Raw genomic sequence first — 11,671 nt, 5'->3', positions numbered from 1 at the left:
TTCTCCTGGAGCAAAGCATGCGAAAAAAGGCAATGAGTGCTGCGGTCGTCGGCCTCGCGATAGCGGGCAGCACCGTGCTCGCCACCGGCAGTGCCAGCAGCCACGGCTACACCGATTCCCCGATCAGCCGCCAGAAGCTCTGCGCCAACGGCACGGTCACCGGCTGCGGTTCCATCCAGTGGGAGCCGCAGAGCGTCGAGGGCCCCAAGGGCTTCCCGGCGTCAGGACCCGCCGACGGAAAGATATGTTCCGGCGGCAACGGCGGCTTTGCGCAGCTCGACGACCCGCGCGGCGGCAACTGGCCCGCCACTCAGGTGAGTTCGGGTCAGAGTTACTCGTTCCGCTGGCAGTTCACCGCGCGTCACCGCACGTCGGACTTCCGGTACTACATCACCAAGCAGGGCTGGGACCCGACCAAGCCGCTCACCCGGGCCTCGCTCGACCCGCAGCCGTTCCTGAACGTGCCGTTCGGCGGCCAGCAGCCGCCCGCGACACTGACCCACCAGGGAACGATCCCCGGCGGCAAGTCGGGCAAGCACGTCGTGCTGGCGGTGTGGAACGTGTACGACACGGCCAACGCGTTCTACGCGTGCTCGGACGTCAAGTTCTGACCCTCCCGCAAGGAAAGTGAGCCGCCCCGGCGCCGACGGGGCGGCTCACTCCGTATGGGTGAATCCGTAGGCGGGGTGCGGAGAAAGAGCGCGCGCCGGTGTCTGAATACGTACGGGACAACAAAGTTGAACCTCGTTCACCTTCTCGTTCGCCCTTCGCCGTCGCCGTTCGCCGTCGCTGTTCCTTCCGCCGCACCGGAGGTTCCCCGTGAGATCCGCACGTAGTCTGCTCGCCGCTGCCGCCACCACCGCCCTCACCGCCTGCGCGCTGACCGTCCCCACCGTCTCCGCCGCCCACGCCGCCGACGCGCCGCAGCAGCGCACGTCGCCGCAGTACAAGGAGTACGTCTCGCTCGGCGACTCCTGGTCCGCCGACGTCACCATCACCGGCATCGACTCGACGCACGCGCCCAGCGGCTGTGCGCAGAGCAGCTGGAACTACCCCAAGCAGGTCGCGAAGGCGCTCTCGATCCCCGGCTTCCGGGACGCCACCTGCGGGGCCGCGACCACCGCACACCTCACCGCCGCGCAGGACGTCAACCTCTTCCCGCCGGTCGCGACGGGCACCAACGCCCCCCAGTTCGACCGCCTCACGCCCACCACCGACCTGGTCACCCTCGGCATCGGCGGCAACGACGCCGGGCTCGCGGGCGCGGTCACCGGCTGCATCAACGTGCTGCCCAAGCCGCTCGGCGTCTCCTGCAAACCGAAGTGGACGGCCCCCGACGGCACCGACCTCATGTCGAAGCGCATCGCCGAGTCGCGGCCATTGGTCACCGCGGCCGTCCGGTCCATCAGGTCCCGTTCCCCGAAGGCGCGGATCCTGCTGGTGGACTACCTCGCCGGGGCCGTCCCCGACCGCGGCTGCTTCCCGTACGTCCAGATGTACGACGAGGACCTGAAGTGGTTCGGCGCCCGGCTGGCGGAGCTGAACGGGATGCTCGCCGAGGTCGCCGCCGAGACGGGCGTCGAACTGGTCGACACGTACAGCGGCAGCACGGGACACGACGTCTGCCAGGCCTCCGGCACCAAGTGGGTCGAGGGCGTCCTGCCGATCTCGACGAACCCGCCGGGCCTCGCCGTGCCGTTCCACCCGAACCGCCTCGGCGCCGACCACCAGGCGGCGTCGGTGCTGGCGGCGGTCCGCAGGGGCTGACCGCATCGGCCGGTCGACTGCCCCGGTGTCAACTCGCGTTGCGAGAGCGTGAATTGTCGGCCGGAATGTGACGGAGTGGGCGCGTTGGCGTGGACGGGGCGGGGCGGTCGGCGGTTTCCTGGTGGGGTTCGTGCCCAGCTGTGAGAACCCAGGGGGAGCACCTTGCCGTCCATGCCGCGCCGCACCTTCCTTCAGGCCGCCACCGTCACGGCCGCCACCGTCGCCGTGGGCGGCGGGGCGGCGGCCCAGGCCCTGGCGGCTCCCGCCCCTGCCCCCGGCGCCGTCCCCGGTGCCGCACCCGGCAAGCGGCTGCTGCGCCTGACCACCGCCACCAACGGTGCGGGCAGCGGCCACGCGGGCCGCTACGTCGCCGAGGTCCACAACGTCCTGTGGTCCTTCGGTGAGGACGGCGGGCCCGCCACCGCCCTGACCCCGCCCGACCTCGAACCCAACCGGCCCGTCCTGTCACCCGACGGCCGTCAGGTCGCGATGGCGGCCTTCCGCGGCGGCCAGTTCCACGTGTGGGTGATGAACACGGACGGCTCGGGGCTGCGCCGCCTCACCGACGGCGCGTGGGACGACCGGGCCCCCGCCTGGTCGCCGGACGGCACCCGCATCGCGTTCTCCTCCGAGCGCGGCGGCGACCCGGTCAAGGGCAGCCCGTACCGCATCTGGACCGTCGACGTGCGCACCGGGAAACTGGCCAGGATCACCGGCCTGGCGGACCAGCCGGGCCCCGGGCAGACCAAGCCCTGGGAGGACTTCGACCCCACCTGGAGCCCCGACGGCGCCCGGGTCCTGTTCGTCAGGGGCACCGTCGACGGCACCACCCTCAAGTCCCGTACGATCGCCGCCGTCGCCGCCGACGGAAGCGGCCCCGTCACCGTCGTCCACGCCGAACCGGACACCGCCCCGCCCGGCAACCTCCTCACCCCCTCCGTCTCCCCGGCCGGCCGCACCGCCTGGCTGCGCACCACGACCACGGGCCAGCGGTACGAACCCATCGCCCTGGTCGTCGACGGCACGCAGGCCCCGGTCGACGGCTCGCTCGCCGACTCGCCGCCGCGCTGGCTCGACGACGAGCGGCTGCTGGTCACCCTCGACGGCCGCTTCCAGATCGTCCGCCCGCACCGCGCGAGCACCGGACAGGTCGTCGACTTCGACGCGACGCTGCCGGTCGACCGGCCCTCGTACCGGGTCAAGAAGTACGAACTGGAGCCGCGGCGGGCCCGCAGGGTGCGCGGCATCCAGCAGCCGGTGCTCGCTCCCGACGGGCGCTCCTTCGCGTTCGTCGCCCTCAACTCACTCTGGATCCAGCCGACTTCGGGGCATGTGAAGCCCAGACGGCTGGTGCGCGGAACACCGACCAGCTACCTCCAGGGCCCGTCCTTCAGCCGCGACGGACACTGGCTCCTTTACGTCGACGACCGCGAGGGCCTGAACGGGGTGCGCCGCCTCGAACTCGATACCGGCAAAGACGAGTTGCTGGCGGGCGGCGGGCGCACGCACCCCGCGCTGTCCCCGGACGGCAAGCGACTGGCCTGCATCGACATGGCGGGAGGACTGGTCGTACGGGACCTGGCCGCAGGCACCGAGAAGGTGCTCGCCACCCCGCTCGGCGGCGGCGGACTGCCGGGCCCGCCGAGCTGGTCCCCGGACGGCCGCCACGTCGCCTACTGCGACCGCAACCGGCTCAACTTCCGCTACCGCGAGGGCTACAACCTCATCCGGGTCGTCGACACGACCACCGGCGCCTCGGCCCTGCACCCCTTCGCCCCCTTCGCCTCGCTCTCCGACCGGTACGCGTCGGGACCCGCCTGGTCGCCGGACGGGAAGTGGCTGGCGTGCGTCAGCGAGTCCGCGCTGTGGGTGCTGCCGGTGGGGGCGGACGGAAGCCCGGCGGGCGAGGCGCGCCCGGTCTCCAAGTCCGGTGCGGACCACCCGAGTTGGGCGGCGGACTCACGGACGCTGCTCTACCTGGCGGAGGGCAGGGTGCGGCTGACCACCCTCGACGCGACGGACGCCGACGGGAAGGGTCCCGACCGCACGGGCGCCGACGGGAAGGGTCCCGACCGCACGGGCGCCGACGGGAAGGGTTCCGGTGCCGGAGGCCCCGGCCGGGAGATCCCCGTCCGCCTCGACCTCCGCCGCTCCACCCCCGTCGACACCGTCGTCCACGCGGGCCGCCTCTGGGACGGCACGGCCGCCGACGGCCGGCTGCGCACCGACGTCGACATCCTGATCCGCGACGGCCGCATCACCGCCGTCGAACCGCACCGGACCGGACGGCGCGCCGCCCGCCACGTCGACGCCTCCCGGCAGACCGTCCTCCCCGGCCTCTGGGACGCACACACCCACCCCTGGCAGTACACCTACGGCGCCCGCCAGACCTCGGTCTCCCTCGCGTACGGCATCACCACCACCGTCTCGCTCGCCGGTTTCAGTTACGAACAGGCCCGCATCCGGGAGGCCATCGTCTCCGGGCACCTCGCCGGACCGCGCCTCCTCAGCACCGGCGAACTCCTCGACGGGCCGCGCGTCGCCTACAGCATGGGCCGCGCCCACCGCACCGAGGAGGGCCTGCGGCGGTCGCTCGCCCGCGGGGCGGCCCTGGACTGGGACTTCGTCAAGACGTACGTGCGCGCCCCGATGGCGTCCATGGAACAGGCCGCCCGGTTCGGCCACGAACGCCTCGGCGTCCTCTCCGGCTCGCACCTCGTCTCGCAGGGCCTGCAGAGCGGCGAGGACCTGACCAGCCACCTCGTCGCCACCGAACGCGCCGACCGCGGACACGGCGCCACCAGCGAGGGCTTCACCTACCAGGACACCCTCGCCCACTACACGCGCGGCGGCCTGAAGCTCCTGGCCACGCCCTTCGTCGCCTCCCCCCTCATCGGCGACTTCCCCGCCCTGGCCGACGACCCGAGGGTGACGGCCATGATGCCGCCCTGGGACGCGGCGTCGGTCCGCGCGGCGGCCGCCAGGACCCCGACCGCCACCGAACGGCTCGCACTGCGGCGCGAGATGGACACGTACCGGAAGCTCGTGGACGACGGCGGCCGCATGGCGATCGGCACCGACACCCCGATCACCGCGGTCGGGCTGACCCTGCACGTGGTGCTGCGGGCGATGGTCCGCAGCGGCTTCACGCCGGCGGAGGCACTGCGCTCGGTCACCACCTCGCCCGCCGAACTCTTCGGAGCAGCAGGGGAGTTGGGCACGGTGGAACGCGGCAAGATCGCCGACCTGACCCTCGTCGACGGCAACCCGCTCACCGACTTCGACGACCTGGTGAACATCACAGGCGTACTCGTCGGCGGACGCGTCCACGAACGGGCAGGGCTGGAAGCGGCGTACGAGAAGAAGGCCACCGCGGGAGCACGCACACGCTCCGAAGCCCCCGGCGGCGACTGGGCGGCCGTGACGGCACTGATGCGCGAGGGCGGCTGCTGCTGAGGGCTCCGCCGGGGGTGGCGTCCTACAGGGGCGGCAGCGGGTCGTCGCGCAGGATCGAGTACCGCGCGATGTCCCGCCAGGCCCCCGCCCGGAAGGCGCGCGAGCGCATCACGCCCTCCTGGGTGAAGCCGCACTTCTCCAGGGAGCGCCGCTCCGCGACGTTGGTCACCTCGGTGTCCGCCTCGATCCTGGGGATCGGGTCGCTCTCGAACAGGCTGTGCACCAGGAGGAGCTGGGCCCTGGTGCCGATGCCCCGGCCGGTGGCGGACGGGAGGAGCTGGGCGCCCATGTTCCAGCAGTGCGAGGTGCCCGCGGTGCGCTCCCTGCGCCAGCCGACCAGGCCACACCTGGTGTCGCCCTCGTGCACGATCAGGATGTTGCTCACCCCGTCGAGCAGCCGGCACTCCGCCCAGCGCCGCCGCCACACCCCGGGATCGCTCCAGCCCTTCCACTGGAACGGTCCGACGGCCTGCGGGTCGGCGAGGAAGGACTCCAGCATCGGCAGATCGTCCTCGGTCGCCGGGCGGAGGGATATGGGGAGGGTGGGATCGTCCGTCATCCCAGTGAGGGTAGTGGCGGGGGCCTCCCGGGGCAGGCCGAACGGTACGGTTCGGCGGGTGAAGATCCTCGTCACCGGCGGTGCCGGTTTCATCGGCTCGTCGTACGTCCGCATGCTCCTCGACGGCCGTCTGCCCGGCCACGAGAACGCCCGGGTGACCGTCCTCGACCTGCTCACCTACGCCGGCAACACCGACAACCTGCCGCTGGACCACCCCCGCCTGGACTTCGTCCACGGCGACGTCTGTGACCTGCCGCTGCTCCTGGACCTGCTGCCGGGGCACGACGCCGTCGCGCACTTCGCGGCCGAGTCGCACGTCGACCGGTCCATCGCCGGTGCGGGGGCCTTCGTCCGTACGAACGTCGAGGGCACCCAGAACCTCCTTGAAGCGTGCGTGCGCACCGGCGTCGGCCCCGTCGTGCACGTCTCGACCGACGAGGTCTACGGGTCGATCGCCGAGGGCACCTGGACCGAGGAATCCCCGCTCGCCCCGAACTCCCCGTACGCCGCGTCCAAGGCGGGCGCCGACCTGATCGCCCGCTCCTACTGGCGCACCCACGGCCTGGACGTCCGCACCACCCGCTGCTCCAACAACTACGGCCCCCACCAGCACGCCGAGAAGCTGATCCCGCGCTTCACGGCACTGCTCCTCGCGGGCCGCCCCGTCCCCGTGTACGGCTCGGGCGAGAACGTCCGCGAGTGGCTGCACGTCGAGGACCACTGCCGCGCCGTCCACCTGGTCCTCACCAAGGGCACGGCGGGCCGGGTCTACAACGTCGGCACCGGAAACGCCCTCACCAACCTCCGGCTGACCGACATGCTGGTGGAGCTGACGGGTGCACCGGCCGGTCTGGTGGAGCACGTCGCCGACCGGAAGGGGCACGACCTGCGGTACGCGCTGGACGACACCCGCATCCGCGAGGAGCTGGGGTACGCGCCGCAGGTGCCGTTCGCCCAGGGGCTGGCGGAGACGGTGGAGTGGTACCGGGGGAAAGAGAAGAAAGCCCCCGGGCTTTCGCTCGGGGGCCTTCCTTCGTCTGTGCGCCGCCAGGGACTCGAACCCCGGACCCGCTGATTAAGAGTCAGCTGCTCTAACCAACTGAGCTAGCGGCGCTTGACTCGTAAATCGTACCTGGTCCGAGGGGGTGCTCGCGACCAGGTACGCCTGCGACGGGGGGTAGTCGGGCCATTACAGCGAGAGCGACAGCGCCATCGGCGTGGCCCGGCGGTTCAGCGCGTCCGCCGCCTGCCGGAGCCGGTGCGCGTGCTCGACCGGCAGCGACAGGGCGAGACAGCCCACTGCCGCGCCCGCCGTGAGGGGCACCGCCGCACAGACGGTGCCCAGTGCGTACTCCTGGAGGTCCAGGACCGGGACGGTCGGCGGCTGGCTGTCCAGCTTGGAGAAGAGGAGCCGCTCGCTGGTGATCGTCCGGGAGGTCAGCCGGGCGGTCCTGTGCCGGGAGAGGTGGTCGCGGCGGCCGTCCCGGTCGAGCTGGGTGAGCAGGCACTTTCCCACCGCGCTGGCGTGCGCGGAGGAGCGGAAGTCGACCCACTCGTTGACCTTCGGGGTCAGCGGGCCCTCGGCGACCCGGGTCACCCTGATCTCCCCGTCGACGTACCGGCCGAGGTAGATCGCGGCGCCGACCGAGTCCCGCAGCTGGTCCAGGGTCTGCTGGAGGCGCAGCTCGACCAGCTCGCGGCGGGTGGTGCCGGGCGCCCCGACGAGCTCCAGCGCCTCACCCGCCACGTACGCACCGTCGGCGACCTGCTCCACGTACCCCTCGCGGCGCAGCATCAGCAGCAGCGGGCGCAGCTCGGCCGGGGGCAGCCGGGTCTCGCGGGCGAGCTGGGTGTCGGTGACGCCGTCACCGTGCCGGGACACCGACTCCAGTACGCGCAGGGCGTGCTGCACCGAGTGCTGCGGGTGTCGCGGCCGTGGCTGCGGCGTGGTCGGCTCGGGCTTCAGCGCCACGGTCTCCCCCTAGCTCTGCTGCGCTGCGTCGTTTCTGCTCTGCGTCGTGCGGTCCGTGCCGTTCGTGTCGCGCCGTTCGTGTCGTGTGCGCCGTTCGTGTCGCGCCGTTCGTGCGTCTCAAGCCACGATAGCCGTCAACCCCCGCCGCAGGGGCGGGGGTTGACAAATCGGCTCGCGCGGGCATTCGGACCCGGGGCCCGTGAGCTGGGTCTGTGCACCTCCGGCATATGCCGGAGGCAGGTCGCAATTCGTGTGGCGTCAGAGCACCGCGCCCAGGAACTCCCGGGTGCGCTCGTGCTCCGGGTCGCCGAAGATCTTCTCCGGCGGACCCGACTCGATGACCCGCCCGGAGTCGAACATCAGGACGTCGTCCGAGATGTCCCGGGCGAAGTTCATCTCGTGCGTCACGCAGAGCATGGTGATGTCGGTCGTACGGGCGATGTCGCGCAGCACGTCGAGGACGCCGGCCACCAGCTCCGGGTCGAGCGCCGATGTCACCTCGTCGAGGAGGAGGACCTGCGGCCGCATGGCCAGCGCCCGTGCGATCGCCACCCGCTGCTGCTGGCCGCCGGACAGTTGCGTCGGCTTGGCGTCGCACCGGTCGCCGAGGCCGACCATGTCGAGCAGGTCGCGGGCCCGCTGCTCGGCCTCGTCCTTGGACAGGCCGAGTACGCGCACCGGCGCCTCGGTGATGTTGCGGAGCACGGTCATGTTCGGGAAGAGGTTGAACTGCTGGAACACCATCCCGATGTTCTTGCGCACCTCCCGCAGCTGCTTCTCGCCCCGCGAGGGGAAGAGCTGCTGCCCGTTGACGTGGATGGTGCCCTCCTCGGGCTTCATCAGCGTCATCAGCAGCCGCAGGATGGTGGTCTTGCCGGACCCGGAGGGCCCGATCAGGGTCACGTGCTTGCCCGGCCGGACCGAGAAGCACAGGTTGTCCAGGACGGTGTTCTTCCCGAACCGCTTGGTGACGTTGTCGAACTTGATCAACTCGTCGGCGGCCGGGGTCTGGACGGAATCAGCGGTTTCAGCGGACAAGACGACGCTCCAGGGCTCGCAGCAGAAGGGACGCCGGGTAGGCGATGAGGATGAAGGCGATGCCGACGACCGTCAGCGGCTCGGTGTACTGGAAGGTGGACGCGCTCTCCAGCCGGGCCTGCTGGAGCATCTCCAGCACGCTGATGCCGGCCAGCAGCGGCGTGTCCTTCAGCATCGAGACGACGTAGTTGCCGAGCGCGGGCACGATGCGCCGGATCGCCTGCGGGAGGATCACCGCGAACCAGGTGCGGTGCGTCGGCAGGCTGAGCGCGGTCGCCGCCTCCCACTGGCCGACCGGTACGGCGTCGATGCCCGCCTTGTAGACCTGTGCGGTGTACGTCGAGTAGTGCAGCCCGATCGCGACGGTGCCGGTGGTGATCGCGGAGAACTGCACGCCCCACTCCGGCAGCACGAAGAACAGGAAGAACAGCTGCACCAGCAGCGGGGTGTTGCGGATGAACTCGGTGACGACGTTCACCGGCCACCGTACGAACTTCGAGGCCGACCTGAGCCCGAAGGCCCACACCAGACCCAGCGAGAACGAAAGGAGCGAGCCGAGCGCCAGCACCTGGAGGGTGAGCAGCACCCCGTCCCAGAAGCGCGGCATGAAGTCCAGGGCCGCGGACCAGTCCCAGTTGCTCATCGCGTCCCCCCGGAGATCTGCGCCTTCACGTCAATCCCGATCCCGGCCTTGGACTTGCGCTCCAGCGCCTTCATGCCGCGCGTCAGGACGAACGCGATCACGAAGTAGATGACGAGGGTGATCGAGTAGATCTGCGCGCTCTCCTGGGTGGCGAGCCGCACCAGGTAGGCGGCGAACGACACGTCGCCGATCCCGAGCAGCGACACCAGTGCGGTGCCCTTCAGCAGCTCGATCAAGAGGTTGTTGAACGGCGGGATCATCTCCGGCACCGCCTGCGGCAGCAGGATCAGCCGCATCCGCTGCCACGGCGTGAAGTTCAGCGCGACCCCCGCTTCGCGCTGCGCGGGGGAGACCGAGGCGAGCGCGCCGCGCACGACCTCCGCACCGTACGCACCGTAGGACAGGCCCAGTGCGAGCACGGCGGCCCACATGGGTACGAACGCCCACCCGATGAGCCCCGGCACCACGAAGAACAGCCAGAACATCAGCACCAGTGCCGAGGTCCCGCGGAACACCTCCGTGTAGACACCCGCCAGGAAGCGAACGATCCACAGCCGGTTGGTCCGCGCGATCCCGATCACGAAGGCGACGACGCCCGCCAACAGGGCCGAGTAGACGGTGAGTTGAATGGTCGTCCAGATCCCGGGCAGGATCCACTGCTGCCACAGTCCCGCGCTCATCGGCACAGCTCCTCGGCCGTCAGCGTCGTCATCTCGGACTTCGTGAAGCCGAACGGCTGGAGGATCCGGAACAGCTCGCCGCTCTTCTTCATCCTGTGGATCTCCACGTTGAAGGCGTCCCGCAGTTCGCCGTCCAGCCTGCGGAAGGCGAAGCCGCCGCCGTCGATCTTCTTCTTGCCGCCGACCACCGGCGCGAACGGCTCGGTGGCCTCCGCCTTCGTGCTCTTCCTGACCACGCCGCGGCCGGTCAGCGCCGTACCTGCGAAGACGTCGACGCGCCCCGACTCCACGGCGTTCAGCCCGGCCACCGGGTCCTGGAGGATCACCAGTTCCTTCTCCGGGATGCCGGCGGCGATCGCGTACTCGATCTCCGCGTACCCGGTGCCGGTGGCCATCTTCGCGCCGGACTTCTTGATGTCCTGGTACGAGGTGAGCTTCTTCGGGTTGCCCTTCGGCACGATGAAGGAGTCCAGCATCTGGTACTCCGGATCGGCGAAGATGACCTGCGCGCACCGGTCCTTGTTGATGTACATACCGGCTGAAACGACGTCGAACTGCTGGGAGTTGAGCCCCGGAATCAGCGACGAGAAGTCCGTCGCGACCGGCTGCACCTTCCCGATGCCGAGCCGCTTGAAGATCACCTTCGCGAGCTCGACCGCCTCACCGGTGAAGTTCCCCTGCTCGTCGATGTAGCCGTACGGCGCCTCACCTGCGATTCCCAACCGCACGATGCCCTGCGACTTCAGCCGGGCGAGCGTGTCCCCGGTCGGCACCTTGCTGCAGCCCGCGACCCCGAGCGCCCCCGCCGCGCCCAGCGCCGCACCGCCCGCCAGCAGGGCACGCCTCGACACCGGCCTTCGTTTTCCACTCTCTTCACTTCTCGTAGGAGCCATGGGCGCGCGGCTACCCGAGACCGCACGGATTACTCCACTCAATTCCGGCCGACGGGGCGGCTGATGCCCCCTTGACGGGAGCAAACCACTGCGCACGATGGGAGGATGACCGACCGATTCGTGGATATTTCGCTCGACAAGCGTGGTGTGCACTGCACCGCGAAACTCCTCGACTCCCTGGCCCCGCTCACCTGCCGGGCGGTCTGGGACGCCCTCCCGCTCGGCGGCGACGTCTACCACGCGAAGTACGCCCGCAACGAGATCTACGCGCTCTTCCCGTCCTTCGCCGACGCGGAACCCCCGCTGGAGAACCCCACCGTCACCCCCATCCCCGGCGACCTCTGCTACTTCTCCTTCGCCGGTACGGAACTGGCCACCGGCTCCCACGGCTACTCCGCCGAGCACATCCGCCAGGACCGCCCCACCATCGTCGACCTCGCCCTCTTCTACGAGCGCAACAACCTGCTCCTCAACGGCGACCAGGGCTGGGTCCCGGGCATCGTGTGGGGCACGGTCGTGGAGGGCCTGGACCGGATGGCGGACGCCTGCCAGGACCTGTGGCGGGCGGGGGCGGTGGGGGAGACGCTCAGCTTCCGGCGGTCGTAGGGAGCGCATGACGAAAAGTCCGACACCGGTGATGAAAAGTCCGACACCGCACCGCAG

Annotated in this window: 11 protein-coding genes and 1 tRNA gene; 5 read left to right on the top strand and 7 right to left on the bottom strand. The window is 70.7% G+C overall.

The annotated features are described in order from the left end of the window. The first annotated feature begins 17 nt into the window (after positions 1–17). The 3 genes from ACH4SP_RS21695 to ACH4SP_RS21685 all read left to right on the top strand — a co-directional run bounded on the left by ACH4SP_RS21695 (position 18) and on the right by ACH4SP_RS21685 (position 5,223). Positions 18–611 carry a lytic polysaccharide monooxygenase gene (locus ACH4SP_RS21695; protein ID WP_398417136.1) on the top strand — a complete coding sequence of 198 codons (594 nt, stop codon included), beginning with the start codon at positions 18–20 and terminating at the stop codon, positions 609–611. A gap of 208 nt (positions 612–819) precedes the next feature. Further along, the gene (locus tag ACH4SP_RS21690) at positions 820–1,767 is read left to right on the top strand and encodes an SGNH/GDSL hydrolase family protein (RefSeq protein ID WP_398417135.1); all 948 of its coding nucleotides are present in this window, start codon (positions 820–822) and stop codon (positions 1,765–1,767) included. Between the two features lie 171 nt (positions 1,768–1,938). Beyond that, the gene (locus ACH4SP_RS21685) at positions 1,939–5,223 is read left to right on the top strand and encodes an amidohydrolase family protein (protein WP_398417134.1); all 3,285 of its coding nucleotides are present in this window, start codon (positions 1,939–1,941) and stop codon (positions 5,221–5,223) included. 22 nt (positions 5,224–5,245) lie between these two features. Here ACH4SP_RS21685 and ACH4SP_RS21680 read toward each other — a convergent pair whose 3' ends face one another. Next, positions 5,246–5,782 carry a GNAT family N-acetyltransferase gene (locus ACH4SP_RS21680; RefSeq protein WP_398417133.1) on the bottom strand — a complete coding sequence of 179 codons (537 nt, stop codon included), beginning with the start codon at positions 5,780–5,782 and terminating at the stop codon, positions 5,246–5,248. 58 nt (positions 5,783–5,840) lie between these two features. On the opposite strand from ACH4SP_RS21680, the gene rfbB reads away from it, so the two are divergent. Then, positions 5,841–6,857: a dTDP-glucose 4,6-dehydratase gene (rfbB, locus tag ACH4SP_RS21675; RefSeq protein ID WP_398417132.1), complete on the top strand. Its 1,017-nt coding sequence runs from the start codon at positions 5,841–5,843 to the stop codon at positions 6,855–6,857. Here rfbB and ACH4SP_RS21670 read toward each other — a convergent pair. From ACH4SP_RS21670 to ehuB, 6 genes are all read right to left on the bottom strand, one after another. Then, a tRNA-Lys gene (locus ACH4SP_RS21670) sits at positions 6,823–6,896 on the bottom strand. The two genes, rfbB and ACH4SP_RS21670, sit on opposite strands and share 35 nt — an antisense overlap. Positions 6,897–6,971: 75 nt before the next feature. Further along, on the bottom strand, positions 6,972–7,754 hold the full coding sequence (locus ACH4SP_RS21665; protein ID WP_398417131.1) for an IclR family transcriptional regulator: 783 nt from the start codon (positions 7,752–7,754) through the stop codon (positions 6,972–6,974). A 258-nt stretch (positions 7,755–8,012) separates the two neighbouring features. Continuing rightward, positions 8,013–8,792 carry an ectoine/hydroxyectoine ABC transporter ATP-binding protein EhuA gene (gene ehuA, locus ACH4SP_RS21660; protein ID WP_398417130.1) on the bottom strand — a complete coding sequence of 260 codons (780 nt, stop codon included), beginning with the start codon at positions 8,790–8,792 and terminating at the stop codon, positions 8,013–8,015. Next, positions 8,782–9,435 (bottom strand): ectoine/hydroxyectoine ABC transporter permease subunit EhuD, encoded by a 654-nt coding sequence (gene ehuD / locus ACH4SP_RS21655; protein WP_398417129.1) that lies wholly within the window; start codon positions 9,433–9,435, stop codon positions 8,782–8,784. Before ehuD ends, ehuA begins: the two co-directional genes overlap by 11 nt. Next, on the bottom strand, positions 9,432–10,115 hold the full coding sequence (gene ehuC, locus ACH4SP_RS21650) for an ectoine/hydroxyectoine ABC transporter permease subunit EhuC (protein WP_398417128.1): 684 nt from the start codon (positions 10,113–10,115) through the stop codon (positions 9,432–9,434). Before ehuC ends, ehuD begins: the two co-directional genes overlap by 4 nt. Continuing rightward, the gene (gene ehuB, locus ACH4SP_RS21645; protein WP_398417127.1) at positions 10,112–11,008 is read right to left on the bottom strand and encodes an ectoine/hydroxyectoine ABC transporter substrate-binding protein EhuB; all 897 of its coding nucleotides are present in this window, start codon (positions 11,006–11,008) and stop codon (positions 10,112–10,114) included. Before ehuB ends, ehuC begins: the two co-directional genes overlap by 4 nt. Before the next feature lie 105 nt (positions 11,009–11,113). On the opposite strand from ehuB, the gene ACH4SP_RS21640 reads away from it, so the two are divergent. Beyond that, positions 11,114–11,614 (top strand): DUF3830 family protein, encoded by a 501-nt coding sequence (locus tag ACH4SP_RS21640; protein WP_398417126.1) that lies wholly within the window; start codon positions 11,114–11,116, stop codon positions 11,612–11,614. Positions 11,615–11,671: the final 57 nt, after the last annotated feature.

Origin of the sequence: Streptomyces sp. NPDC021093, assembly GCF_044333135.1 — a bacterium.
Taxonomy (GTDB): domain Bacteria; phylum Actinomycetota; class Actinomycetes; order Streptomycetales; family Streptomycetaceae; genus Streptomyces.
The sequence above is the reverse complement of the archived record's forward strand: the minus strand, read 5'-3'. Positions and strand labels throughout refer to the sequence as shown.

Coding starts and splice junctions, on each gene's coding strand:
- ehuD (WP_398417129.1), bottom strand. CDS start 9,435: ATGAGCAACTGGGACTGGTCCGCGGCCCTGGACTTCATGCCGCGCTTC.
- ACH4SP_RS21695 (WP_398417136.1), top strand. CDS start 18: ATGCGAAAAAAGGCAATGAGTGCTGCGGTCGTCGGCCTCGCGATAGCG.
- ACH4SP_RS21640 (WP_398417126.1), top strand. CDS start 11,114: ATGACCGACCGATTCGTGGATATTTCGCTCGACAAGCGTGGTGTGCAC.
- ehuC (WP_398417128.1), bottom strand. CDS start 10,115: ATGAGCGCGGGACTGTGGCAGCAGTGGATCCTGCCCGGGATCTGGACG.
- ACH4SP_RS21680 (WP_398417133.1), bottom strand. CDS start 5,782: ATGACGGACGATCCCACCCTCCCCATATCCCTCCGCCCGGCGACCGAG.
- ehuB (WP_398417127.1), bottom strand. CDS start 11,008: ATGGCTCCTACGAGAAGTGAAGAGAGTGGAAAACGAAGGCCGGTGTCG.
- ACH4SP_RS21685 (WP_398417134.1), top strand. CDS start 1,939: ATGCCGCGCCGCACCTTCCTTCAGGCCGCCACCGTCACGGCCGCCACC.